The organism is Stenotrophomonas sp. GD03680 (assembly GCF_029844625.1).
GTDB classification, from domain to species: domain Bacteria; phylum Pseudomonadota; class Gammaproteobacteria; order Xanthomonadales; family Xanthomonadaceae; genus Stenotrophomonas; species Stenotrophomonas maltophilia_P.
This window is the reverse complement of the sequence record NZ_JAOCKC010000027.1, coordinates 1-23,387: the sequence shown is the minus strand read 5'-3', so window position 1 is coordinate 23,387 and position 23,387 is coordinate 1. Positions and strand designations below refer to the sequence as shown.

At 67.2% G+C, this 23,387-nt stretch carries 24 protein-coding genes, 4 tRNA genes and 1 pseudogene; 16 read left to right on the top strand and 13 right to left on the bottom strand.

What is annotated here, in order from left to right:
• Window positions 1-2 precede the first annotated feature (2 nt).
• Together edd and eda are read left to right on the top strand one after the other, a co-directional pair.
• Window positions 3-1,919, top strand: coding sequence for a phosphogluconate dehydratase (gene edd, locus N5J29_RS17475; RefSeq protein ID WP_065174951.1), 1,917 nt, complete (start codon window positions 3-5; stop codon window positions 1,917-1,919).
• A gap of 129 nt (window positions 1,920-2,048) precedes the next feature.
• A complete protein-coding gene (eda, locus tag N5J29_RS17470) occupies window positions 2,049-2,708 on the top strand; it encodes a bifunctional 4-hydroxy-2-oxoglutarate aldolase/2-dehydro-3-deoxy-phosphogluconate aldolase (RefSeq protein WP_164152262.1) in 660 nt (219 codons plus the stop codon).
• 107 nt (window positions 2,709-2,815) lie between these two features.
• Here eda and N5J29_RS17465 read toward each other — a convergent pair whose 3' ends face one another.
• From N5J29_RS17465 to ispG, 3 genes are all read right to left on the bottom strand, one after another.
• The gene (locus N5J29_RS17465) at window positions 2,816-3,463 is read right to left on the bottom strand and encodes a response regulator (protein ID WP_065174949.1); all 648 of its coding nucleotides are present in this window, start codon (window positions 3,461-3,463) and stop codon (window positions 2,816-2,818) included.
• A 201-nt stretch (window positions 3,464-3,664) separates the two neighbouring features.
• Entirely contained in the window at window positions 3,665-4,414 is a 750-nt protein-coding gene (locus N5J29_RS17460) for a phosphatase PAP2 family protein (protein WP_053517284.1), read from the bottom strand.
• Complete coding sequence (ispG, locus tag N5J29_RS17455) at window positions 4,395-5,660, bottom strand: flavodoxin-dependent (E)-4-hydroxy-3-methylbut-2-enyl-diphosphate synthase (RefSeq protein WP_053517283.1); 1,266 nt, start codon at window positions 5,658-5,660, stop codon at window positions 4,395-4,397. Before ispG ends, N5J29_RS17460 begins: the two co-directional genes overlap by 20 nt.
• Window positions 5,661-5,774: 114 nt before the next feature.
• Between ispG and N5J29_RS17450 the strand changes: the two genes are divergently transcribed.
• Entirely contained in the window at window positions 5,775-7,001 is a 1,227-nt protein-coding gene (locus N5J29_RS17450) for an ATP-binding protein (RefSeq protein ID WP_065174948.1), read from the top strand.
• Entirely contained in the window at window positions 6,998-7,567 is a 570-nt protein-coding gene (locus N5J29_RS17445) for a response regulator transcription factor (protein ID WP_053517280.1), read from the top strand. The genes N5J29_RS17450 and N5J29_RS17445 overlap by 4 nt, the downstream gene beginning before the upstream one ends.
• A 46-nt stretch (window positions 7,568-7,613) precedes the next feature.
• Here the strand turns inward: N5J29_RS17445 and pgi are convergent, their stop codons facing one another.
• The 6 genes from pgi to pcnB all read right to left on the bottom strand — a co-directional run bounded on the left by pgi (window position 7,614) and on the right by pcnB (window position 13,179).
• Complete coding sequence (pgi, locus tag N5J29_RS17440; RefSeq protein WP_065181276.1) at window positions 7,614-9,128, bottom strand: glucose-6-phosphate isomerase; 1,515 nt, start codon at window positions 9,126-9,128, stop codon at window positions 7,614-7,616.
• The gene (gene panD / locus N5J29_RS17435) at window positions 9,125-9,505 is read right to left on the bottom strand and encodes an aspartate 1-decarboxylase (RefSeq protein ID WP_053517331.1); all 381 of its coding nucleotides are present in this window, start codon (window positions 9,503-9,505) and stop codon (window positions 9,125-9,127) included. Before panD ends, pgi begins: the two co-directional genes overlap by 4 nt.
• Before the next feature lie 119 nt (window positions 9,506-9,624).
• The gene (gene panC / locus N5J29_RS17430; protein ID WP_074901264.1) at window positions 9,625-10,464 is read right to left on the bottom strand and encodes a pantoate--beta-alanine ligase; all 840 of its coding nucleotides are present in this window, start codon (window positions 10,462-10,464) and stop codon (window positions 9,625-9,627) included.
• Complete coding sequence (gene panB, locus N5J29_RS17425; RefSeq protein ID WP_053517276.1) at window positions 10,461-11,276, bottom strand: 3-methyl-2-oxobutanoate hydroxymethyltransferase; 816 nt, start codon at window positions 11,274-11,276, stop codon at window positions 10,461-10,463. The genes panC and panB overlap by 4 nt, the downstream gene beginning before the upstream one ends.
• Before the next feature lie 34 nt (window positions 11,277-11,310).
• Window positions 11,311-11,796 carry a 2-amino-4-hydroxy-6-hydroxymethyldihydropteridine diphosphokinase gene (gene folK / locus N5J29_RS17420; RefSeq protein ID WP_053517275.1) on the bottom strand — a complete coding sequence of 162 codons (486 nt, stop codon included), beginning with the start codon at window positions 11,794-11,796 and terminating at the stop codon, window positions 11,311-11,313.
• Window positions 11,797-11,799: 3 nt separating this feature from the next.
• Window positions 11,800-13,179, bottom strand: coding sequence for a polynucleotide adenylyltransferase PcnB (gene pcnB, locus N5J29_RS17415; RefSeq protein WP_053517274.1), 1,380 nt, complete (start codon window positions 13,177-13,179; stop codon window positions 11,800-11,802).
• 52 nt (window positions 13,180-13,231) lie between these two features.
• On the opposite strand from pcnB, the gene N5J29_RS17410 reads away from it, so the two are divergent.
• A tRNA-Glu gene (locus N5J29_RS17410) sits at window positions 13,232-13,306 on the top strand.
• A 173-nt stretch (window positions 13,307-13,479) separates the two neighbouring features.
• On the opposite strand, the gene N5J29_RS17405 is transcribed toward N5J29_RS17410, so the two are convergent.
• Window positions 13,480-14,901: a sugar porter family MFS transporter gene (locus N5J29_RS17405; protein ID WP_164152258.1), complete on the bottom strand. Its 1,422-nt coding sequence runs from the start codon at window positions 14,899-14,901 to the stop codon at window positions 13,480-13,482.
• A gap of 192 nt (window positions 14,902-15,093) precedes the next feature.
• Here N5J29_RS17405 and fdxA point away from each other — a divergent pair, with 192 nt between their 5' ends.
• Entirely contained in the window at window positions 15,094-15,417 is a 324-nt protein-coding gene (gene fdxA / locus N5J29_RS17400; protein ID WP_049411316.1) for a ferredoxin FdxA, read from the top strand.
• A 122-nt stretch (window positions 15,418-15,539) separates the two neighbouring features.
• Here the strand turns inward: fdxA and N5J29_RS17395 are convergent, their stop codons facing one another.
• Complete coding sequence (locus tag N5J29_RS17395; protein ID WP_164152256.1) at window positions 15,540-16,058, bottom strand: hypothetical protein; 519 nt, start codon at window positions 16,056-16,058, stop codon at window positions 15,540-15,542.
• A gap of 32 nt (window positions 16,059-16,090) precedes the next feature.
• Window positions 16,091-16,984, bottom strand: a complete 894-nt coding sequence (gene dapA, locus N5J29_RS17390; protein ID WP_111185428.1) for a 4-hydroxy-tetrahydrodipicolinate synthase — start codon at window positions 16,982-16,984, stop codon at window positions 16,091-16,093.
• Between the two features lie 164 nt (window positions 16,985-17,148).
• Here dapA and N5J29_RS17385 point away from each other — a divergent pair, with 164 nt between their 5' ends.
• The 10 genes and pseudogenes from N5J29_RS17385 (at window position 17,149) to N5J29_RS17340 (ending at window position 23,077) form a co-directional block, all read left to right on the top strand.
• Entirely contained in the window at window positions 17,149-17,709 is a 561-nt protein-coding gene (locus N5J29_RS17385; protein WP_025879444.1) for a glycine cleavage system protein R, read from the top strand.
• An 81-nt stretch (window positions 17,710-17,790) separates the two neighbouring features.
• Window positions 17,791-18,270: a peroxiredoxin gene (locus N5J29_RS17380; protein WP_164152253.1), complete on the top strand. Its 480-nt coding sequence runs from the start codon at window positions 17,791-17,793 to the stop codon at window positions 18,268-18,270.
• Window positions 18,271-18,351: 81 nt separating this feature from the next.
• Window positions 18,352-19,752: a PhoH family protein gene (locus N5J29_RS17375; RefSeq protein ID WP_065181271.1), complete on the top strand. Its 1,401-nt coding sequence runs from the start codon at window positions 18,352-18,354 to the stop codon at window positions 19,750-19,752.
• Window positions 19,749-20,255, top strand: a complete 507-nt coding sequence (locus tag N5J29_RS17370) for a hypothetical protein (protein WP_053517266.1) — start codon at window positions 19,749-19,751, stop codon at window positions 20,253-20,255. Before N5J29_RS17375 ends, N5J29_RS17370 begins: the two co-directional genes overlap by 4 nt.
• A gap of 11 nt (window positions 20,256-20,266) precedes the next feature.
• Window positions 20,267-20,935, top strand: coding sequence for a YoaK family protein (locus tag N5J29_RS17365; protein WP_053517265.1), 669 nt, complete (start codon window positions 20,267-20,269; stop codon window positions 20,933-20,935).
• Between the two features lie 97 nt (window positions 20,936-21,032).
• Complete coding sequence (thiD, locus tag N5J29_RS17360; RefSeq protein WP_053517263.1) at window positions 21,033-21,842, top strand: bifunctional hydroxymethylpyrimidine kinase/phosphomethylpyrimidine kinase; 810 nt, start codon at window positions 21,033-21,035, stop codon at window positions 21,840-21,842.
• Window positions 21,839-22,766 (top strand): annotated as a pseudogene (locus tag N5J29_RS17355) (alpha/beta fold hydrolase). Before thiD ends, N5J29_RS17355 begins: the two are co-directional and overlap by 4 nt.
• Window positions 22,757-22,833, top strand: a tRNA-Arg gene (locus N5J29_RS17350). The pseudogene N5J29_RS17355 and the gene N5J29_RS17350 overlap by 10 nt, the downstream one beginning before the upstream one ends.
• Before the next feature lie 58 nt (window positions 22,834-22,891).
• Window positions 22,892-22,968: transfer RNA gene (locus tag N5J29_RS17345), tRNA-Arg, on the top strand.
• A gap of 32 nt (window positions 22,969-23,000) precedes the next feature.
• A tRNA-Arg gene (locus N5J29_RS17340) sits at window positions 23,001-23,077 on the top strand.
• On the opposite strand, the gene N5J29_RS17335 is transcribed toward N5J29_RS17340, so the two are convergent.
• A partial coding sequence (locus N5J29_RS17335; RefSeq protein WP_279924490.1) for a hypothetical protein occupies window positions 23,078-23,387 on the bottom strand: 310 nt, incomplete at its 5' end.

Sequence of the window (23,387 nt, the reverse complement as noted above, 5' to 3'; positions counted from 1 at the left end):
CAATGAGCCTCCATCCGCAACTGCAAGCCATCACCGACCGCGTCATCCGTCGCAGCGCTGCCTCGCGCGCGGCCTACCTGGCCGCTGTCGACGCCGCCCTGCGCGAAGGCCCCTTCCGCAGCCGCCTGAGCTGCGGCAATCTCGCCCATGGTTTCGCTGCCTGCGGCGGCACCGACAAGAGCCGCCTGCGCGGCGGCGTGACGCCGAACCTGGGCATCATCACCGCCTATAACGACATGTTGTCGGCCCACCAGCCGTTCGAGACCTATCCGGAGCAGATCCGCGGGATCGCCCGTGAACTGGGCGCCACCGCGCAGGTGGCCGGCGGTGTGCCGGCGATGTGCGACGGCGTCACCCAGGGCCGCGGCGGCATGGAACTGTCGCTGTTCTCGCGCGATGTGATCGCGCAGGCCACCGCGATCGGCCTCAGCCATGACATGTTCGATACCACGGTCTACCTTGGCGTGTGCGACAAGATCGTGCCCGGCCTGCTGATCGGCGCGCTCGCGTTCGGCCACCTGCCGGCGGTGTTCATTCCGGCCGGCCCGATGACGCCGGGCATTCCGAACAAGCAGAAGGCCGAGGTGCGCGAACGCTATGCGGCCGGCGAAGCCACCCGCGAAGAACTGCTGGAGGCCGAGTCGGCCTCCTACCATGGCGCAGGCACCTGCACCTTCTACGGTACCGCCAACTCCAACCAGGTACTGCTGGAAGCGATGGGCGTGCAGCTGCCAGGCGCATCCTTCGTCAACCCGGGCACTGCGCTGCGCGATGCGCTCACCCGCGAGGCCACCGAGCGTGCGCTGGAGATCACCGCGCTGGGTGAGGATTTCCGTCCGCTCGGCCGGATCATCGACGAGCGCGCGATCATCAACGCCGTCATCGCCCTGATGGCCACCGGCGGCTCGACCAACCACACCATCCACTGGATCGCGGTCGCACGTGCCGCCGGCATCGTGCTGACCTGGGACGACTTCGACGAGCTGTCGCAGCTGATTCCCCTGCTGGCCCGCGTCTATCCGAACGGCGACGCCGACGTGAACCGCTTCGCGGCGGCCGGCGGCCCGGCTTTCGTGTTCGGCGAATTGATCAGGGCCGGGCTGATGCACGGCGACCTGGTCAGTGTGGCGCGCGGCGGCATGGCCGATTACGCCCGCGAACCGCAGCTGCGTGACGGCACCCTGGTCTATCTGCCCGGGCTGGAGCGCAGTGCCGACGAGGAGGTGGTGCGCGGCGTCGACGCTCCGTTCGAGAGCCAGGGTGGCCTGCGCCTGCTGCGCGGCAACCTGGGCCGGTCGTTGATCAAACTGTCGGCGGTGAAGCCGCAATACCGTTCGATCGAAGCACCGGCCGTTGTCGTTGATGCGCCCCAGGTGCTCAACAAGCTACATGCTGCCGGGCTGCTTCCCCAGGATTTCGTGGCGGTGGTGCGCTACCAGGGCCCGCGCGCGAACGGCATGCCGGAGCTGCATTCCCTGGCGCCGCTGCTGGGCCTTCTGCAGAACCAGGGCCGACGCGTTGCGCTGGTCACCGATGGCCGGTTGTCCGGGGCGTCGGGCAAGATCCCGGCAGCGATCCATGTCACGCCGGAAGCCGCGCGTGGGGGTCCGCTGGCGAAAGTCCGCGAAGGCGACATCATCCGCCTGGATGGCGAGGCGGGCACGCTGGACGTCCTGGTGGACGCTGCGGAATGGGCAGCACGCACTCAGGCCCCGAACACCGCGCCCGCGGCGAATGATCTGGGCCGCAACCTGTTCGCGATCAACCGTCGTGTGGTCGGGCCGGCCGATCAGGGCGCCATTTCGATTTCGTGCGGACCGGCAGCGGCCGACGGCGGGCCGTGGGATTACGACGCCGAGTACGAACTGGGACACGATGCGGCGGCTGCGGCAGCGCCGCATGAGGCGAAGGACGCCTGAGGGTTCAACAGCGCTGCGGGTGTGTTGCGGCGGCGAGTGTGCTGGTGGCGGCGTCACACTTTCCGGCGCATCAACGCCGCGAAGTGATCACTGAAAATCAAATTCGGAAGCAAAGGCAGAAGCAGAGCTATGGGTATCGAACAACATCAGCTGAAGGCGGCGGAGCTGTTGCATGCGGCGGGCATCCTGCCGGTGGTGACGATTCATACGCTGGACCAGGCCTGTGCGGTGAGTGCGGCGCTGCTGGAAGGCGGTCTGCCGGCGATCGAGCTGACGTTGCGCACGCCGGTGGCGATGGAGGCGCTGGCCATGCTCAAGCGCGAACTGCCGGACGTGGTGGTGGGTGCCGGTACAGTGCTGACCGTTGAGCAGATGCAGCAGTCGATTGATGCCGGCGCGGACTTCCTGGTGACCCCGGGTACGCCGCCCGCGCTGGCCGATGCGCTGGCCGCTGCGCCGCTGCCGGTGGTGCCCGGTGCGGCGACGCCGACCGAGCTGCTGTCGCTGCATGCGCGCGGATTCCGGGTGTGCAAGCTGTTCCCGGCCACGGCGGTCGGCGGCCTGGCGATGATCAAGGGCGTGGCCGGTCCAATTGCCGATCTGAAGCTGTGCCCGACCGGCGGCATCACGGAAAACACCGCCGCCGAGTACCTCGAGCAGAAGAACGTGGTCTGCATCGGTGGCTCATGGATGGTGCCCGGCAACTGGATTGCGGACGGCGACTGGGACAAGGTGCGCGCCAGCGCCATGCAGGCGGCGGCCATCGTCAAGCGCGTGCGCGGCACCTGAGCGCCCGATGGGTGAGCGCGGGGCCGACGCTTGGCCCCGCGACCGCGGGCCGGAACTGGAAGACAGATTCCGGGCGCGCGACGCACCTCAGCCGTTGGCTGAAACCCTCACAGCGGCCGTGCCGGATCCACCAGCCCGTACTGGCTGGCCATGCGCGCCAGCGCGATGTTGTCATGGATACCCATCTTCTCGAACAGGCGTGCCTTGTGCGTGTTGACGGTCTTGGCGCTGAGGCTGAGGCGGCGCGCGATGTCTTCCTGGCGCAATCCCTGGGTCAGCAGCAGCGCCACTTCCAGCTCGCGCGGAGACAGGGTGTCGAACGGCGAACCATTCCCCTCCACCGTCGACAGCGCCAGATTCTGCGCGATGCTGGTGCCCAGGTAGCGGCGCCCGCCTGCCACGTCGCGCACCGCGCGCAGCAGTTCCTGGGCGTCGCAGCCCTTGCCGATGTACCCGGCCGCGCCGGCTTCCAGCAGCCGCTTCGGCAGCGGGCCATCCTCCAGGACGGACACGATCACCACGCGCGTGCTGCGATGGCCGCGCACGATGCGCTCGGTCACTTCCATGCCGCTGACACCCGGCAGGTGCAGGTCGCACAGCACCACGTCCGGCTGCAGCTGGCGGATCTCGCGCAGCGCGTCCTCGCCGGTCTCGGCCTCGCCCACCACCTCGATGTCGGTCTCACCCGACAGGATCATCTTCATCCCGGTGCGGACCAGTGCGTGGTCGTCCACCAGGTAGACTCGAATCGTCATTCACGTACCTCTTCGAATGCGGCCATTGCGGGTCAAGCTAGGCAGGGTGCCGAACCCTCGCAAGCGCGGTCGAAGTGCATACCGGGCAAGAGTGCCGGGTTGATCACAGTCTCACGCATTGTGCTTACCCCCTGTCTTGCAGAACCCACTGCAACGAAACAGCTCATCTATCACGTAGACGCCCGCGAAGAGCCATCCACGTCACTCCCCCTGTGTTGATGCTTCGCTGGCCGTCGATGGCGGCGAATCGCGGCGTCGCCAGGGATGCCGACGACTGAACATGACCAGGTAGCACCCTACCACCCAAACCAGTGCTGCACACCATCCGGCCAGGATATCCGACGGGTAATGGACCCCGAGATAGACCCGGGACACGCTGACCAGCAAGCTGAACGCAGGGGCCAGCACCAGCACCGGCCAGCGCCAGCGGGTATTCCAGGCCAGAAGTACCAGGGTTGCCGCCAGGGTCATCGACCCCATGGCGTGACCACTGGGGAAACTGAACGTCGATTCCGGTGCGATGGACTCCCACAGGCTGGGGCGGTCCCGCTGGAAGAACCGCTTGCTGCCCATGTTCAACAGTGCCGATCCGAGGAAACTGACAGCCACGAAGGTGGCCTCGCGCCAGCGGCGGTAGCCCAGCAGTGCCGCGACGATCAGCACATCGGCGGGAATCAGGAACCACTCGTAACCCAGCCGGGACAGCAGCACGAAGAACCGGTCCAGCCACGGCGAATGCAGGCCGTGCATCTGCCACAGCAGCGGCGCGTCGAAATGGAACGATTCAAACTCATGCACCTCGTCGGCCAGCGCGACGAAGCCGGCCAGCGGCAACAGCACGCCGGCGAACAGCAGGACCAGGCGCCACGCATTGCGCGCCATCCAGTGACGGAAGCCGGAGGCCGGCTCCGGCGCGGCAAGGATCGCGGGCTTATCCTGCGCTTCGGACATAGGTTCGTTCGACGTAATCGTCGATCAGGGCGACGAATTCCTGGGCGATGTTCTCGCCACGCAGGGTCACCTTCTTCTCGCCATCGACGAACACCGGCGCCGACGGCGCCTCCCCGGTTCCCGGCAGCGAGATGCCGATGTTGGCGTGCCGCGATTCTCCCGGGCCGTTGACCACGCAGCCCATCACCGCCAGGGTCATGTTTTCCGCCCCCGGGTGCTGCACTTTCCACAGCGGCATCTTCTCGCGCACGTGGTTCTGCACCACCTTGGCCAGCTCCTGGAAGAACTCGGAGGTGGTGCGGCCGCATCCCGGGCAGGCCGTCACCAGCGGCGTGAACGCGCGCTGGCCGGTGGTCTGCAGCAGCTCCTGGGCGACGATCACTTCCTGCGTCCGCGACTGGCCCGGCTCGGGCGTCAGCGAGATGCGGATGGTGTCGCCGATACCTTCCTGCAGCAGCACGCTCAGCGCCGCTGCCGACGCAACGATGCCCTTGCTGCCGATGCCGGCTTCGGTCAGGCCCAGATGCAGCGCGAACTCCGAACGCTGTGCCAGGTCACGGTAGACCGCGATCAGCTCCTGCACGCCACTGACCTTGGCCGACAGCACGATGCGGTCGCGCGGCAGGCCCAGCTCCACGGCCTGTTCGGCCGAATCCAGCGCTGACCGGATCAGTGCCTCGCGCAGGACACGTCCGGCGTCCCAGGGCTGCTCGCGCTCGTTGTTCTCATCCATCAGCCTGGCCGCCAGCGCCTGGTCCAGCGAGCCCCAGTTGGCGCCGATGCGCACCGGCTTGTTGTAGCGGATGGCGAACTCGATCAACTGCGCGAACTGCAGGTCCTTCTTCTTGCCGAAGCCCACATTGCCCGGATTGATGCGGTACTTGGCCAGTGCTTCGGCACACGCCGGTTCGGCGGTCAGCAACTGATGGCCGTTGTAGTGGAAATCACCGATCAGCGGCACGTCGATGCCCATCATCGCCAGCTTGTCGACGATGCGCGGGATCGCGGCCGCGGCCTCGACGGTGTTGACGGTCAAGCGCACCATTTCCGAACCGGCGCGCCAGAGCTCGGCGACCTGCTTCACGCTGGAGGCCACGTCGGAGGTGTCGGTATTCGTCATCGACTGCACCACCACCGGCCTGCCGCCGCCGACGGTGACTCCGCCGATCTGGACGGCGTGGGTCTGGCGACGGGACCAGGCGGTGGGCTCGGAAGGCGGGGTCGGGCGGGTAACGGCGTCGTGCATGCGGGCATTCTAGCGCCCGCCTCCGGTTTCCGGGTGACTCGCATTCAGCCGCCGGCACGGCTGCGGCCGATTGTCGCAGGCACACCCGCCCGCGAACGCATACGATGGGCGCGAATGACCGGTCCCGACGCCCCGTTTCTCCGCACCCTGTGCAGCCTGCGATGGCTGGCCGTGGCCGGCCAGGCCGCCACCATCCTGGTCGCCACCTGGGTGCTGGGCCTGCCGCTGCCGCCACTGCCGCTGTGGGCCGGCGTCGCCGTGCTCGCGCTGTTCAATGTCTACACCCAGCTGCGGCCGGAAGGGGCCGATACCGCGCCACTGACAGCCTTCGGCCACATCCTGGTGGACGTGATCATCCTGACCTGGATGATCAGCTGGAGCGGCGGCATGGCCAATCCGTTCAGCTCCCTGTTCCTGATCCTGATTGCGTTGGCCGCCTTCGCCCTGCCCCTGCGCTGGGCGTTGGCGGTGGCCCTGGCCTGCCTGCTCGGCTACGCCGCCAGCGGACTGTTCGGCCAGCCGCTGCCGGACGGCTACTTCCGTGCGCAGGACCTGAACCGCTGGGGCGTGGTCGCCAATTTCCTGATCTCCGCCACTGTCGTGCTGACGTTCTCCACGCGCCTGGCCCTGGCCCTGCGGCAACGGGAACTGGAGCTCTCGGCACTGCGTGAACGCTTCGCCCGCAACGAGGGCATTGTCGCCCTGGCCACCCACGCCGCCTCGGTGGCGCATGAACTGAACACGCCGCTGGCGACCATGACCCTGCTGGCCGACGACGTTGCCGAGCGCAGCGAGGAGCCGGAAGTACGCGAGGACATGGAAACCCTGCGCGAACTGCTCGTGCAGTGCCGCGAACGGGTGCTGGCACTGGCCGCGCCGGCATCGGCCGACATGCCCGGACGCAGCCGCTCCAGCGCCCAGCAGGTGCTGGAACAATGGCGGCTGGTGCGGCCGACCATCGACCTGCACCGCAACGACGATGCGCCGCTGCGGCTGCCGCTGGACCCCGGCGTGGGCCACCTGCTGATGGTCCTGCTCAACAACGCAGCCGATGCCGGAGAGCAGGCCGGGCGCCCGCGCGTGGACCTGAGCCTGCGCATCGACGGCGACGACCTGATCGGCGAAGTCCGCGACTACGGCCACGGCTTCGATGCCCGTGCCGCCGTGCTGCCGGGCACGCTGTTCGGCAGCAGCAAGAGCGAGGGCATGGGCGTCGGCCTGGCCCTGTCCCATGCCACCATCGAACGCCTCGACGGCGAGATGTGGATGCGCCCGGCCCAGGGGGCCGGCAGTCGCGTCGGCTTCCGCCTGCCGCTGGCCCCACGCGAGGACACCCCATGAGCCTGCACCACTCCACCCAGGGCCTGCTGGTCGACGACGACGAGCTGTACCTGCGTACCCTGCAGCGCAGCCTGGCGCGCAAGGGACTCGAAACGCAGACCGCGCAGGACGCGGCCACTGCGCTGATGCTGGCCCGCCAGCATCCACCGGCTTTCGCGCTGATCGACCTCAAGCTCGGCAGTGATTCCGGCCTGGCCCTGATCCAGCCCCTGCGTGCCCTGCGTGCGGACATGCGGATCCTGCTGGTCACCGGTTATGCCAGCATCGCCACAGCCGTGGAAGCCATCAAGCTGGGCGCAGACGATTATCTGCCCAAGCCGGCAACGGTACCGATGATCCTGCGCGCGCTGGGCGAAGAGGACGACGGCCCGGCCGACGACGGCGAGATGGAAGTCCCCGACGCGATGACGCCGATCAGTCGCCTGCAGTGGGAACACATCCAGCAGGCGATGCACGAGACGGGCGGCAACGTGTCCGCTGCCGCCCGCCTGCTCGGCATGCACCGACGGTCGCTGCAGCGCAAACTGGCCAAGCGGCCAAGCCCGGAACGCGATCCGAGCCGTTGAGCCCGGCACGCCGGGCCAATGCCCGGCGACACATCCCCGACCTGGCTCAGCCCTTCAGCTGCGCCAGGATCTCGCGGGTCATCGGGTCGGCGATCGCCACGCCCTCGCCCTGCAATGCCGGCAGCAACTGGTTGGCCAGCTGCTTGCCCAGCTCGACCCCGAACTGGTCGAAGGCGTTGATGTTCCAGATCACCGACTGCACGTACACCGCGTGCTCGTACATGGCGATCAGCGCACCCAGCGCCTGCGGCGTCAGTGCATCGAGCAGGATCAGCGTACTCGGACGACCGCCCGGGTAGTCGCGGTGCGGATCGTCGCTGCCCTGACCGTTGGCCAGCGCTTCGGTCTGCGCCAGCAGGTTGGCCAGCAGCGCCTGATGATTGACGGTATAGGGATCGTCGTTGTGCACACAGCCGATGAAGTCAGCCGGGACGATGCTGGTGCCCTGGTGCAGCGCCTGGAAGAAACTGTGCTGCACATCGGTGCCCGCACCGCCCCACCACACCGGCACGGTATCGGTGGTCACCGGCTGGCCATCACGCTGCACGCGCTTGCCCAGGCTTTCCATCACCAGCTGCTGCAGATAGGCCGGCAGCAACGCCAGGCGCTGGTCGTAGGTCATCACCGCATGGGTGGCGCAGCCCAGCAGGTTGCGGTTCCAGATGTCGGTCAGGCCATGCAGCACCGGCAGATTGCGCTCCAGCGGTGCATCCAGTGCGTGCGCGTCCATCTGCGCCGCACCCTCCAGCAGCTGTTCGAAACGCTCGAAGCCGATCGCCAGCGCAATCGGGAAGCCGACCGCCGACCACAGCGAGTAACGGCCACCGACCCAGTCCCACATCGGCAGCACGCGCTCTGCGGCGATGGCGAAGGCCTTCGCTGCGCGCTCGGGATTGGCGCTGACGGCATACAGGCGTTCACTGCCACCCAGCCAGTCGTGCAGGATCTGGCCGTTGAGCAGGGTTTCCTGTGTGCCGAAGGTCTTGGAGATCAGGATGCCGGCGGTGCGCGCCGGGTCAAGCGTGGCCAGCGTGCGCTGCATGGCCGCGCCGTCCACGTTCGATACGAAATGCACGCGCAGGCGCGCGCCGCTGACCGGGCGCAGCGCATCGGCGACCAGCCGCGGGCCAAGATCGGATCCCCCGATGCCGACGCTCACCACGTCGGTCACGCCGCTGTCTTCCAGCGCACGCACGAGGACTCCCATGCGCTGACGGATTTCGCGTGCAGTGGCATGGGCATCGGCGGCCACCGGCGCGTCGACCACGTCACCACGCAGCGCCGTGTGCAGCGCCGCGCGGCCTTCGGTCAGGTTGACCTGCTCGCCGCGCATCAGGCGGTTGATGGCGCCCCCGACATCGCGTTCGGCTGCCAGCGCCAGCAGCGCCTGCAGCGCCGCGGCGTCGTACTTCTGCCGGGCAAAGTTCACGTACAACGGACCGACCCGCAGCGCCAGCTCCTGCACACGGCCAGGTTCGGCGGCGAGCAGGCTGGGGATGCTTGCGCCCTTCAGGCGCTGGGCGTGGGAATGCAGCGAGTCGAATCCGTTGTTCGTTGTCATGCGGCCTGGGTCGGGATCGTGTCGTTGGTGTGGGTGATCTGGTTGCTGCCATCCACGTACACCAGCTTCGGCTTGAAGCTGTCCGCTTCCTGCTCGGTCATGCTGGCGAAGGCGGCGATGATGATGATGTCGCCGACCTGCACGTGGCGCGCGGCGCCACCATTGAGCGAGACGATGCCGCTGCCGGCTTCGGCGCGGATCGCATAGGTCGAGAAGCGCGCACCGTTGGTCACGTCCCAGATGTGGACCTGCTCGAACTCGCGGATACCGGTGGCAGCCAGCAGGTTGTCATCGATGGCGATCGAGCCTTCGTAGTTCAGCTCGGAGTGGGTGACGGTGGCGCGGTGGATCTTGGTCTTGAGCAGGGACAGGTGCATGGCACGGTACAACGCAGAGGAAAGCGTGGATTCTAGCACCCGCACAACGCGGGGCATCACGACCGGCAAACCGTTCAGGTAGCGCCGGGCCATGCCCGGCGGCGCCATCACAGCGGAACTCAGAACTCCAGGTTGTCGATCAGCCGGGTCGTGCCCAGCCGCGCGGCGATCAGCGCCACCCGGCCGCCACCCTCGAATGCCGGCTCGGCCAGCTCGGGCGTGCGCAGCACGGCGTAGTCGACCTGGAAACCAGCCGCCTGCAGCGCGGCGGTGGCATCGGCCTCGATGCGCTCGCGCGGCTGGCCAGCCACATAGCCTTCGCGCATGGCCAGCAGGGTCCGATGAAGGGTCGTCGCGACGGGGCGCTGTTCCGGGCTCAGATACTGGTTGCGCGAACTCTTGGCCAGCCCATCGTCATCACGGACGATCTCCGCACCGACGATCTGGACCGGGAACGACAGCTCGGCCACCATCTGGCGGATCACCGCCAGTTGCTGGTAGTCCTTGCGGCCGAACACAGCCACGTCCGGCTGCACCTGCAGGAACAGGCGGGCGACCACCGTGCAGACGCCATCGAAATGGCCCGGACGGCTGGCACCTTCCAGCACCTCGCTGATGCCGGGCGCGTGCATGCGCGTGGTCTTGTCCACGCCCAGCGGATACATCGCCTCGACGCTCGGCAGCCACACCGCATCGCAGCCGACCTGCTCCAGCCCCGCGACGTCGGCCTCGGGCGTGCGCGGATACCGGCTGAAATCCTCGTTGGGCCCGAACTGGGTCGGATTGACGAAGATGCTGGCCACCACCCTGTCGGCGTACTGGCGGGCCAGGCTCACCAGCGCGTGATGGCCACCGTGCAGGTTGCCCATGGTCGGCACCAGCGCGACGCGCAGGCCTTCGCGCTTCCACTGGGCGATCTGCCCGCGCAACGCGCCGAGCTCATTGAAGGTCTGGATCATTGGGCGTAAGCGTGCTGTTCGTCGGGGAAGCTGCCGTCACGCACGGCGTCGGCGTAGGCGCGGGTGGCTCCAGCCACCGAGCCCCCTTCGGCAAGGAAATCCTTGACGAATTTCGGTCGGCGATGGCCGCTGTCCAGGCCCAGGAAGTCATGCAGGACCAGCACCTGGCCATCGCACTGCGGACCGGCACCGATGCCGATGGTGGGCACCGGCACTGCAGCGGTGACCTCGGCCGCGACCGGGGTCGGCACGCATTCCAGCACGATGATGCTGGCGCCCGCGTCGGCCACGGCCCTGGCGTCCTCCACCAGCTGCCGGGCCGCATCGCCACGGCCCTGGATCTTGAACCCGCCCAGGCGCAGCACCGACTGCGGGGTCAGGCCCAGATGCGAGCAGACCGGAATCTCGCGTTCGACCAGGTAACGGACGATATCGACCTTGAAGCCGGCCCCCTCGATCTTGACCATCTCCGCGCCTGCCTGCAGCAGCTGCAGCGACGCATCGAGGGCGCGTTCCGGGGTTGCATCGGCACCGAACGGCAGATCGGCAACCAGCAGCGCGCGCTGCAGCACGCGGGCCACGGCGCGGGTGTGATAGACCATGTCGGCCACGGTCACCGGCAGGGTGGAATCGTGCCCCTGCACGACCATGCCCAGCGAATCACCGATCAGGATCAGGTCGACGCCGTTGGCGTCGAAGGTGCGGGCGAAGCCAGCGTCGTAGGCGGTCAACATGACCAGCTTCTGGCCATTCCGCTTGGCCTCGGCCAAGGCGGGAACGGTCCAGGGCTTGCTGTCTGCGTGGGTGCTCATGTGCTGATAACCGGGGGAGATAACCCGGGCATTATCACCCTATCGGCGCAATCCCGCAGGCATCCACCCGCATCACTGCATCCCGCACGCGACCATGGCCGGGAATGGCCAGATCCGGCGCGATCTCGGCCAGCGGCACCAACACGAAGGCACGCTCGTGCAGGTAGGGATGCGGCACCTGCAGACCCGGCTCATCCAGTACCTGCGCGCCATACAGCAGCAGGTCCAGATCCAGTGCCCGCGGTCCCCAGTGCACGGCTGGATCGCGCACGCGACCGAAATGCCGCTCCAGCTCCAGCATCGCCCGCAGCAATCCGGAGGCCGGCAGGCGCGTTTCCACCGACGCCACCGCGTTGACGAACGGCGGCTGATCCTCGTTGCCCCAGGCCGGCGTGGCATACAGGCGCGACGCCTGGCAGCGCCGCGTGTCAGGAAGCGCGTCCAGCGCGGCAATCGCCGCACGGACGGTCGCGGCCGCGTCGCCAAGATTGGCGCCCAGGCCGATCCAGGCCAGCGTCACGGCTTACTCGCCAGCGCTGCCGGCCGTGGCACCGGAGCGCCGACGGCGGCGCCGGCGCTTGCGCGGTGCGCCCTCATCCTCGTCGCCCGGTTCGGCATGCATCGCATCCAGCGCGGATTCCAGCTCGCGGCCCGGTTGCACCTGCGCCTCACGCCAGAACGCCACATCTGCCTCGTGTTCGGCCGACGCGACCTGGCGCAGCGTCAGGAAATCGAACGCTGCACGGAAGCGCGGGTGGGTGAGCGTGCGGAACACGCGCTTGCGCTGGCGCGAGCCGAAACGCGACTGCAACAGCCAGATCTCCTGCATCGGCAGCGAGAAACGGCGCGGCAGCGCGATGGTGCTCAGCTGCTGCACCGTCACGCGGTCGGCAGCACGACGCTGCGCTTCTTCCGGCGCCACGCCCTGCTTGAGCAGGGTGGCCTGCGCCCGGCAGAACGCCGGCCACAGCAGCAGCGCGAACAGGAACGCGGGCGAGACAGGCTCATCGTTGGCCACGCGCGCATCGGTATTGGCCAGGCCCTCGACCAGCATGCGGCGCAGTGCACCGGTGCGGTTCGCCTTCAGCGCCCTGCCACTTTCAGGGAACAGGACGTCGAGCAGGCCGTAGCGCTCCAGGCCTTCGAAACTGGCAACACCGTGGCCGGACAGGAACAGCTTCAGCACTTCCTCGAACAGCCGCGCGGGCGCGGCTTCGTTCAGCAGGCCTGCCAGGTGCGGGATCGGCGCGGCGGTGCCCTCTTCGATCTGGAAGCCGAGCTTGGCCGCCAGGCGCACCGCGCGCAGCATGCGCACCGGGTCCTCGCGATAGCGCTGTTCGGGGTCGCCGATCAGCTTCATCAGGCGCGCCTGGACGTCTTCGAAACCGCCGACGTAGTCGCGCACCGAGAAATCCTCGATCGCGTAGTACAGGGCATTGCAGGTGAAGTCGCGGCGCACCGCGTCGTCTTCGATGCTGCCGTACACGTTGTCGCGCACGAGCATGCCGTTTTCCATTTCGCGGTCGCCGCTGCCGTCATCGACGTTGGCGCGGAAGGTGGCGACTTCGATGATCTCGCGGCCGAACACCACATGGGCCAGGCGGAATCGGCGGCCGATCAGGCGGCAGTTGCGGAACAGCTGTTTGACCTGTTCGGGCGTGGCATCGGTGGCCACGTCGAAATCCTTGGGTTGGCCATTGACCAGCAGGTCGCGCACCGCGCCGCCGACAAGGTAGGCGCCGAAGCCGGCATCGCGCAGGCGATAAAGCACGCGCAGGGCGTTCGGGCTGATGTCCTTGCGGGAAATGGTGTGCTGGTCGCGCGGGATGACGCGCAGGCTGAACGGTGATGGAGCAGGAGAAATGATGTTGGCGCTTCCGGTTGAAGTTTCGGGATTGCCCAATGGCATCGAGGTGCATATACTAGCGCTCCTGCCTCGGCAGCGACACATATACGCTCCCTTCGTCTAGTGGTTAGGACGTGGCCCTCTCAAGGCTAAAACAGGGGTTCGAGTCCCCTAGGGAGCGCCAGTCGCCACAGCAGGAACCGAAAAAGCCCGCCTCGTGCGGGCTTTTCTGTTTCCCGGGGTTTGCCTGTTGCGTCGAGCGGGTCGCCTCGGGGGCGAGCCGCCCCTGCCTGTCCTGGAGCGGCTGGCCTGCCGCCGCCACGGAACAGGAAGGCGCTGGAAACCAGGGCGGCGCCATCAGCCTTCCATCTGCTCCAGCTCCTTGCCCTTGGTCTCGCGGACGTAGCGGACGACGAAGAAGATCGAGAGGATCGCTGCAACCGTGTAGATGCCATAGGCACCGGCCAGGCCGATACCCGCCAGCAGCAGCGGGAAGGTCACGGTGATGGCGAAGTTCGACGTCCACTGCGCCGCACCGGCCACCGCGAGCGCCGGGCCGCGGATCTGGTTCGGGAACATCTCGCCCAGCATGACCCACATCACCGGGCCCCAGGACATGTTGAAGAACACCACATAGACGTTGGCCGCCACCAGCGCCAGCCGGCCCATGCCATCGGACAGGTGCAGGCGCCCTTCGACCAGGCTGCCGCTGGCGAATGCCACCACCATCAGCACCAGGGCAACCGACATGCCGACCGAACCGACCCACAACAGCGGCTTGCGCCCGATCCGATCGATCAGCATCACCGTCAACAGGCAGGCGCCGATGCTCAGCGCACCGGAAAGAACGTTGATCAGCAGCGCATCGCTTTCCGAGAAGCCGACGGCCTGCCACAGGACCGCGCCGTAGTAGAACACCACGTTGATGCCGACCAGCTGCTGGAACATCGCCAGGCCGATGCCCACCCAGATGATCGGGCGAAGCCTGCCGGTGCCGTTGTCCAGCAGGTCGCCGAAGCGCGGCTTGTGCTGGTCCTGGTCCAGGCTGGCCTCGATCTCCGCCTGTTTGGCGGCCGCCGCGGCGTCGCCGTACAGCCGCGACAGAACCGCCCTGGCCTGCGCCTGGCGCCCCTTCACCACCAGGAAGCGCGGGCTTTCCGGAATCACCAGCAGCAGCAACAGGAACAGCGCCGACGGCAGCGCCTGCATCCAGAACATCCAGCGCCAGGCCTCCTGCCCGAACCACAGGGGCTCGGTGGAGGTGCCTGCCGCACGAGCCAGCAGGTAGTTGCTGAGGAAAGCGGCGAACAGGCCGCAGATGATCGCCATCTGCTGCACCGTCGCCAGGCGGCCCCGGTAGCGTGCGGAAGCGACCTCGGCGATGTAGGCCGGCGACATCACGCTGGCCGCACCGACGGCGAAGCCGCCCAGCACGCGAGCGGTCACGAACAGCCAGGAGGCGTGCGCGGCGCCCGCACCCAGCGCCGACAGCAGGAACAGCACCGCCGCCACGATCAGCACGCCGCGTCGGCCCAGGCGGTCGCCCAGCCAGCCGGCGAGAAACGCGCCGATCGCGCAGCCCAGCAGCATCGAGGCAACCTCGAAGCCCAGGGCCGCCTCGCTGGAGTTGAAGGCCTGCCGCAGGCCATCAACCGTGCCGTTGATTACGCCACTGTCGAATCCGAACAGGAAGCCTCCCAAGGTGGCCACGCAGCTGATCAGGACGATGAACGCGGTGTTCTCTCCACCATCGGCGGCGGCAGGCTGAGCTGGGGACATGGGCATTCCAGGAGGGAGGACAGTCCGGCTGCCACGGCAGCCAGCAGCGCGCAGCCTCGCACAGGCGCCGCCCCATCGCCAATGGGCCGTGCCCTCGAGCCCGGCAGATCCCCCTTTTCAGGCCCGCGCCGACACCGGGGGGCAACCTGTTCTAGAATTGGCGGGTTCAGGAATCGATCCACCCCCAAGCCCATGCCCTTTGTCGTCACCGAAAACTGCATCAAGTGCAAGCACACCGATTGCGTGGAAGTGTGCCCCGTGGATTGCTTCCACGAAGGCCCGAACTTCCTGGTGATCGACCCGGATGAGTGCATCGACTGCACCCTCTGCGAGCCGGAGTGCCCGGTCAACGCGATCTTCCCCGAGGACGATGTCCCCGCCGGACAGGAGGGCTTCGTCGCCCTCAATGCCGAACTGGCCAAGGCCTGGCCGGTACTGACCGTGCGCAAGGACCCGCCGGCGGACGCCGGTGAGTGGGATGGCAAACCGGACAAACTGAAGCTGCTCGAGCGCTGAGGCGCCAGCACCCGCCGCCATGAAAAAGGGCGCCATGGGCGCCCTTTTCCTGTTCCGGCAATGCCAGACCCTGCCCCGCCGAACCCGGGCGCGTGGCCCGGTCCGCAGCTGCCGGCGGTTCCTTACTTCGCCAGCGCGGCCTTCAGTGCGTCAATCAGCTTCACCGGGGCCTCGGCGGTCGCCGGCAGACCACGCGGATCGACCGCAGAGACATAAGCGCCGGCATCGACGGCCACCACGCGCACCAGGAAGTTACTGCCTTCATAGGCCACGTCGTAGGAGCCCAGCAGCTGGGCGCGGCTGGCGATGGTCACGCCCTGCACGCCTTCCAGCGCGGTGCCGACCTTGGCGAACGCCTCGTCCTTGCTGCCCGGAATGGTGAAACCGGTATTGCCCACGGCCGGGGCAGCCGGAGCGGCCACAGCAGCCGGGGCGGTGGTCGAGGCCAGCCTCGGCACCTGGTTCTCGCCCGACGCGGACGGCAGGTTCAGGTCCGGCGGCACTTCCAGCGGACGCATCTCCGGGGCCAGGGCGTAGTCGCCCTTGGCACCGCGCTTGAAGCAGCCGGTGGTGGTCACGACCGTGGTGAGGGCGATGAGCGCGAAGGACAGCACGCGGACGGCGGAAACGGATTGACGCATGTGGATCTCCTGGATCAGACCAAGACGGAAGGTCAGTGGCTGGAAAGGGCTTCAAGCGCGGCGATGTCGCCGGCCAGATGATCGGCTGCCGGATGATGCGCTGCCGACAGTGGCAGCAGCGGCAGGCGCAGGTCGTGGCCGATGCCGATGCGGCGCAGCAGCGCCTTGACCGGAATCGGGTTGGATTCGATACCGCAGAAATCGTGGTACGGCTGCAGGCGCGCGTCCCAGGATGCGGTGGCGTCATGGTCGTGGGCGGCAGCCAGCTCGCACATCCGGCGGTACGCACCAGGCAGCGCGTTGGAGCCGACCGAGATCAGCCCGTCGATGCCGGCCTGGATCGAGCGCGCAGCCGTGCCGTCGTCGCCACTGAGCACGGCGAAGCTGGAACTGCGCAGCGCCAGCAGGGCCTTCACGCGTCCGATGTCACCGACGGCCTCCTTGATGCCGACAATGTTCGGATGATCCGCCAGCTCGGCCACGGTCTCCGGCAGCATGTCGCATCCGGTGCGCCCGGGCACGTTGTACAGCACCACAGGCAACCCGCCGTGGTCGGCCACGGCCCGGTAGTGCGCGATCAGCCCGGCCTGCGTCGGACGCACGTAAGGCGGTGTCACCACCAGAGCGTGACTGGCACCCTGCGCGGCAGCGCGACGGGTCTGTTCGATGGTCTTGGCGGTGCCGGACAGGCCGGTACCGGCCAGGACCGGGATGCGTCCGCCGATGCGTTCGACCGCACTGGCCAGCAGCTGGTCGTACTCGGCATCGGACAGCGTCGCCGCTTCGCCGGTCGAGCCGGCGACGACAACGCCATGGACGCCACCTTCCAGTTGCAGATGCAGCAGGCGCTGCCAACCGTCGGGATCGAGGGCACCGTCGGCCCGGAACGGGGTCGCCAGCGCGGTGATGAGGCCGGAAAGGGACAAGGACGTGCTGCTCTTGGCTGGGAAGGGAAAACGCCCGCCACGAAAGGGCGGGGGCGACTTGAATGTTACTTGCGGCGCGAAAGCACGGGCAAGTATGCTGCACTCCGGTGGATCCCCGCCTCTGGCGGGCATTCAGACTCACGCATGCATTACCCGGAATCGCCTTGACCGACACCACCCCGCGCCCCGCGCCGAGCGAAAACCACCTCCTGATCAACGCCTATACGACGCATCCGGAGTCCCCACTGCTGTCCGTCACCCGACGCATTGCCGACAGCGGCTGCAATCTGGTGGACGCGCGCCTGGCCACGGTTGGCCGCGACGTATCGGTCACCGCGCTGGCCACCGGGTCGTGGGACTCGGTCGCCAAGCTGGAAGCGATGCTGACCCGGCTCGAGCGCGAGGAAGGCCTGAAACTGGTCTGGTACCGCACCGAGGCCAAGCAGGCGCAGTCCAATCTGCTGCCGTACATCGTTGAAGTGATCGCCGCTGACAAGCCGGGCATCCTGTTCCAGCTGGCCGACTTCTTCGACCGCCAGGGCATCACCATCGAGACCCTGCAGAGCACGCGCTATCGCGCCATGCAGACCGGTGCGGAAATGTTCAGCGCGCAGGTCACCATCGGCGTGCCGGCCAACATGCACATCGCCGCCCTGCGCGATGATTTCCTCGAATTCTGCGACCACCTGAACCTGGACGCGATCATGGATCCGATGAAGTTCTGATTTTTCGCGCGTTCGTCACGGGCGCGCGGCGTTTCATGCAACTGTCGTAGAAATACCCCAGGCTCCGGAACCAAGGACCTCATGAACAACGGCGATACCCTGGACCGCACCACCCTCTCGCTCCCGCTGGCCCTGTCAGGCGGCGAACACACCACCCTCGGCGACCTCGCGGGCCAATGGCTGGTGCTGTACTTCTACCCCAAGGACAGCACCCCGGGGTGCACCACCGAAGGCATCGACTTCAACTCGCTGCTGCCGGAGTTCCGCAAGGCCGGCGCCACCGTACTCGGCGTCTCCCGTGACTCGGTGAAATCACACGACAACTTCTGTGCCAAACAGGGCTTCGCGTTCCCGCTGGTCAGCGATGGCGACGAAGCGCTGTGCAACGCCTTCGATGTGATCCGGATGAAGAACATGTACGGCAAGCAGGTACGTGGCATCGAGCGCAGCACCTTCCTGATTTCTCCCGACAGCCGCATCGCGCAGTCCTGGCGCAAGGTCAAGGTCGCCGGCCATGCCGACGCCGTGCTTGCCGAACTGAAGGCCGCCCAATCCAAGTGATTCCCATCGCCCACTTTGTCCGCCATCACCCTGCCCCGCAGGTCGTGGTGGTTTTTCCCTGTCCGTAACCAGGAATCGACGATGACCCGAGGCAAGCGCATCTACGTGCTGGATACCAACGTGCTGATGCACGATCCGACCGCGCTGTTCAAATTCGAGGAGCATGACGTCTACCTGCCGATGCAGGTGATCGAGGAGCTGGACAACGGCAAGAAGGGCACGTCCGAGGCAAGCCGCAACGCCCGCCAGGTCAGCCGCTTCCTCAACGAGCTGGTGCAGGCCTCCGGCCTGGACAATCTGGCCGACGGCATTCCGCTGCAGCGCCCACAGGGCCTGCAGCTGCGTGGCAAGCACAGCGCCGGCAAGCTGCGTTTCCAGACCAGTCATTTCGACGCCGGCAAGAGCTTCGGCCAGGTCATCCCGGACAATGCCATCCTCGGTGCCATCCTGGCGCTGAAGGAGCAGACCCCGGAGATCCCGGTGGTGTTCGTCTCCAAGGACATCAACCTGCGGATCAAGGCGGCCATCGCCGGCATCGTTTCGGAAGATTACGAAAACGACCGCGCACTGGACGATTTCAGCCTGCTCTACACCGGCGCCACCGAGCTGCCGGAGGATTTCTGGAAGCTCCATGGCGACGACCTGCGCAGCTGGAGCGACAAGGGCCGCACCCATTACGAGATCCTGGCCAGGGACGACGAGGAGTGGTACCCGAACCAGTACGTCTACCTGCCGGGCGAGGACGAGGTGGAGCTTCGCGTCAGCCGCGTGGTCGGCGATGGCAAGGTGGTGCTGTCGCTGGTTGATGATTTCCGCCACGGCAGCCATGCCGTGTGGGGCATCAGCGCGCGCAACCGCGAACAGAACTTCGCGCTCAATGCACTGATGGATCCGGAGATCGACTTCGTCACCCTGCTCGGCACCGCCGGCACCGGCAAGACCCTGCTGGCACTGGCCGCGGGGCTAGCACAGACGATGGACCAGCAGCGCTACCGCGAGATCATCATGACCCGGGCCACCGTCAGCGTCGGCGAGGACATCGGCTTCCTGCCGGGCACCGAGGAAGAGAAGATGACACCGTGGATGGGCGCGCTGACCGACAACCTGGAAGTGCTCACGCACAACCAGGAAGGCGGAACCTGGGGACGCCAGGCAACCAACGATCTGCTGGCCAGCCGCATCAAGATCCGCTCGATGAACTTCATGCGCGGCCGCACCTTCCTGTCGCGCTATCTGATCCTGGACGAGGCACAGAACCTCACCCCGAAGCAGATGAAGACGCTGATCACCCGTGCCGGTCCCGGCACCAAGATCGTCTGCCTGGGCAACGTCGAGCAGATCGACACCCCGTACCTGACCGAGACGACATCCGGCCTGACCTACGCGGTGGACCGCTTCAAGAACTGGCCGCACAGTGCGCACATCACCCTGCGCCGTGGCGAACGCTCGCGGCTGGCCGATTACGCTTCGGAGGTGCTGTGAACCGTTCTGCCCGCCTGCTGCTGCCGACGGCGGCGATCACCCTCGCAGCCGTCCTTGGTGCCTGCACCACCACCCGCGGGCCGGCCAGCGTGCCGACCGCCGAACGCACCGGCCAGTCGTGGGTGGTCACCCGGCCGATCGTCGCCGCGCAGGTGCTCGACACCTGCTCGCGACACAGCCCGGGCCGGGATGCCGGCCGCGTCACCGGCTACTGGGCCCCCAGCCGGCAACAGGTGGACCAGCTGGAAGCCGCACTACCTTCGCTGCAGGCGCAGGTGCCCGACGTACTGGACTTCGACCGCCAGTACGTCGGCATCGAAAGCGCCGGCAAGCGCCTGATCTACATCAATGCGTTCCGCCTGCCTGACGACAGCGGCATCAAGCCGGCGCGCGAGGCCATCCGCGTCTGCGATGGTGGCAAGCAGTTCTGGGGCGCGGTGTTCGACCCGGCCACCGGTGCGTTCAGCGAGCTGCAGTTCAACGGCGGTCTCGGCGGTCCCTGAGGGTCGCGCCGATGGGCATACGCCTTCCCACCTGGGTCTGGATCGGTGCCGTAGCGCTGTCGTGCGTGGCCGGCATGGTCAACGTGGTCGGCTTTCTGGGTTTCGAGCATCAGGCCGTCAGCCACATGACCGGTAGTACCAGCCAGCTCGGCATGGCACTGGCGCAGGGCGACTGGCGCGCGGTCGGGCACCTGTGGGGCCTGCTGATCGCTTTTTCGCTGGGTGCGATGCTCAGCGGGCTGCTGATCCAGGACAGCGCACTGCAGCTCGGCCGGCGCTATGGCGTCGCTCTGGCACTGGAATCGGCGCTGTTGCTGGCCGCCATTCCCTTGTTCAAGCAGCAGCAGATCTGGGGCGCGTTGTCGGCAGCGATGGCCTGCGGGTTGCAGAACGCGATGGCCACCACCTTCAGCGGCGCGGTGATACGGACCACCCACCTCAGCGGCATGTTCACCGATCTTGGCATCGGCCTGGGCCATCTGTTGCGCGGGCTGCCGCTGCAGGTGCGGCGGCTGACGCTCAGCGGACTGATCATCAGCGGCTTCCTGGCCGGTGGCGTGATGGGTGCGTGGCTGTTCCTGCGCTGGCAGTACGATGCCCTGCTTGCCCCCGCGCTGCTGACCGGCGCGACCGGGCTGGTCTATGTGCTGTACCAGCAATGGGTACGCTGGCGGTACTGAGCGTCGCCGCACGCACACGCAGCATGAGGCGTCCGCCCCTGCCGGCAGCCCGTAGCCGGCACTACCCCCATCCCGGTGACCACGGCACAATCGCCGCATGAGCCCGACCACTCCCGTTTCCGCCCTCACCATCGCCGGCTCCGACTCCGGCGGAGGCGCCGGCATCCAGGCCGACCTGAAGGCCTTCGCCGCACACCGCGTGCATGGCCTCTCCGCGATCGCCGCATTGACCGCGCAGAACACCCGCGGTGTCACCGCCGTGCATGTGCCGCCAATCGAATTCCTGCGCGCGCAGCTCGACGCGTGCTTCGATGATTTCGACATCCACGCGGTGAAGCTGGGCATGCTGGCCAATGCCGAGGTGATCCACGCCGTGGCCGATGCGCTGCAGCGTCACCGGCCCGCACATGTGGTGCTGGATCCGGTGATGGTCGCCACCAGTGGCGCGCGCCTGCTGGAAGACAGCGCCCTGCAGGCAATGCGCGAGCGTCTGCTTCCGCTGGCCACGCTGGTTACTCCCAACACACCGGAGGCAGAACTGCTGGTGGGCCGCACGATCGGCGATGGAGACGACGCCGAGCGGGCTGCGTCGGCACTGCTGGATCTCGGGGCCGGCGCGGTGCTGCTCAAGGGCGGCCACCTGCACGAGGGCAACCGCGTGATCGATCGCTACTTCGATGGCGTCAGCAGCGAGGAATTCAGTCACGCGCGCTTGCCGCTGGATGCCCACGGCACCGGCTGCACACTGGCCTCGGCCATCGCCGCGCAGCTGTGCAATGGCCTGAGCCTGGCCAACGCCTGCGAAGCATCGATCGACTACGTGGCACGCGGGCTGCAACTGGGCTACATGCCGGGGCGCAGCGATGTGCGCGTGCTGGATCATTTCGGCGCAGCGCCCCACGCATGAGCCTGCCATCACGGACACTGGCCGTGGAATGCGGCGACGGCCATCGCTTCGAGGTGATGGCCTGCGTACCCGAGCAGCCGCTGGCGCGGCTGCTATGGCTCCCCGCACTGGGCGTGGCCGCGCGCCACTACCTGCCACTGGCACAGGCCCTGGCTGCGAAAGGCATCGCGGTCTACCTGCACGAGTGGCGTGGCAACGGCAGCAGTTCACTGCGCCCTTCGCGCACGCAGGACTGGGGCTATCGTGAAGTGCTCGAGCAGGACCTGCCTGCCAGCCAGGCTTTGCTCGCCAACGCCGATGCCGGCGAAGGCGCGCTGCCCTGGATCATCGGTGGGCACAGCCTGGGTGGGCAGCTGGCCTGCGTGCATGCAGGACGGCAACCGCAGCACTTCGAGCACCTGTGGCTGGCCGCCAGTGGCACGCCGTTCTGGCGTACGTTTCCGCCTCCGCGCGGATGGCTTCTGCCGCTGGTGTACCGCTTCCTGCCCTGGATCGCCCGCCGCCAGGGCGTGCTGCACGGCCGGCGCCTGGGCTTTGGGGGCACCGAAGCACGCGGCCTGATTGCCGACTGGTCGCGGGTGGGCCTGAGCAACCATTACGCAGCCGCGGGCATGACCGAGCATCTCGATGCGCAGATGGCACGCGTGCACGGCAGCGCGCAGGCCGTGGTGATGGAGCACGACTGGCTGGCACCGACCGGTTCGATGCAGGCGTTGCTGGACAAACTGCCGAATGTGGCATCACGCCTGCATGTGCTGTCCGCCGGGGAACTGGGCACGCGTGCCGACCACTTCGCGTGGATGAAGGCGCCACAGGCGGTCGCCCACCAATTTTTCATTCAGCTGGATGAAATTCTTCACAAAAACGGTTGACGGTACGCGCCGACATCCGCATAATTCCGCTCCTGTCGCAGGGCGCCCGTAGCTCAGTTGGATAGAGTACCTGGCTACGAACCAGGCGGTCGGGAGTTCGAATCTCTCCGGGCGCACCACTCGACAGGTTTCCGGCATCCGCCGCTGGAAATGAAGTAAAATTTGATTGTGTACCGCGCGCCCGTAGCTCAGTTGGATAGAGTACCTGGCTACGAACCAGGCGGTCGGGAGTTCGAATCTCTCCGGGCGCACCATACACGATCAACACAACAGGTTTATGTAATTGGCGCCCGTAGCTCAGTTGGATAGAGTACCTGGCTACGAACCAGGCGGTCGGGAGTTCGAATCTCTCCGGGCGCACCATTACACCGAAACAGCAGGCCTCGGCCTGCTGTTTTTTTTATGTGTGTTCTTCGGCAGGGCTGCGCCCTGCACCCGCCGAAGCCAAAGCCGGAGCAACAGCAACAGCGCGCGTTCCGACACCGCCCCACCTTCGACAGGTTCACGCGGCTGTTGGTAGGTGTCGACCTTGGTCGACACATCTGTCAGATATCGAGTGAATTCATCCATGCATGGCGTGGATCTACCGTGTCGACCAAGGTCGACACCTACCAGAGCAGTACGCCGTTCCGACAGATAGCGGAAAACTGTCGAAGGCGGGGTGGGTCCGGTT

Bases quoted from the DNA above. Each gene is read 5' to 3' on its own strand.
- N5J29_RS17395 (WP_164152256.1), bottom strand. From the start codon at position 16,058: ATGCGTCAATCCGTTTCCGCCGTCCGCGTGCTGTCCTTCGCGCTCATC.
- panC (WP_074901264.1), bottom strand. From the start codon at position 10,464: ATGATCCAGACCTTCAATGAGCTCGGCGCGTTGCGCGGGCAGATCGCC.
- N5J29_RS17460 (WP_053517284.1), bottom strand. From the start codon at position 4,414: ATGTCCGAAGCGCAGGATAAGCCCGCGATCCTTGCCGCGCCGGAGCCG.
- thiD (WP_053517263.1), top strand. From the start codon at position 21,033: ATGAGCCCGACCACTCCCGTTTCCGCCCTCACCATCGCCGGCTCCGAC.
- N5J29_RS17375 (WP_065181271.1), top strand. From the start codon at position 18,352: ATGACCCGAGGCAAGCGCATCTACGTGCTGGATACCAACGTGCTGATG.
- N5J29_RS17445 (WP_053517280.1), top strand. From the start codon at position 6,998: ATGAGCCTGCACCACTCCACCCAGGGCCTGCTGGTCGACGACGACGAG.
- N5J29_RS17380 (WP_164152253.1), top strand. From the start codon at position 17,791: ATGAACAACGGCGATACCCTGGACCGCACCACCCTCTCGCTCCCGCTG.
- edd (WP_065174951.1), top strand. From the start codon at position 3: ATGAGCCTCCATCCGCAACTGCAAGCCATCACCGACCGCGTCATCCGT.
- eda (WP_164152262.1), top strand. From the start codon at position 2,049: ATGGGTATCGAACAACATCAGCTGAAGGCGGCGGAGCTGTTGCATGCG.
- ispG (WP_053517283.1), bottom strand. From the start codon at position 5,660: ATGCACGACGCCGTTACCCGCCCGACCCCGCCTTCCGAGCCCACCGCC.
- panD (WP_053517331.1), bottom strand. From the start codon at position 9,505: ATGCACCTGTCCCTGCTCAAGACCAAGATCCACCGCGCCACCGTCACC.
- N5J29_RS17465 (WP_065174949.1), bottom strand. From the start codon at position 3,463: ATGACGATTCGAGTCTACCTGGTGGACGACCACGCACTGGTCCGCACC.
- N5J29_RS17450 (WP_065174948.1), top strand. From the start codon at position 5,775: ATGACCGGTCCCGACGCCCCGTTTCTCCGCACCCTGTGCAGCCTGCGA.
- N5J29_RS17365 (WP_053517265.1), top strand. From the start codon at position 20,267: ATGGGCATACGCCTTCCCACCTGGGTCTGGATCGGTGCCGTAGCGCTG.
- N5J29_RS17405 (WP_164152258.1), bottom strand. From the start codon at position 14,901: ATGTCCCCAGCTCAGCCTGCCGCCGCCGATGGTGGAGAGAACACCGCG.
- panB (WP_053517276.1), bottom strand. From the start codon at position 11,276: ATGAGCACCCACGCAGACAGCAAGCCCTGGACCGTTCCCGCCTTGGCC.
- pgi (WP_065181276.1), bottom strand. From the start codon at position 9,128: ATGACAACGAACAACGGATTCGACTCGCTGCATTCCCACGCCCAGCGC.
- fdxA (WP_049411316.1), top strand. From the start codon at position 15,094: ATGCCCTTTGTCGTCACCGAAAACTGCATCAAGTGCAAGCACACCGAT.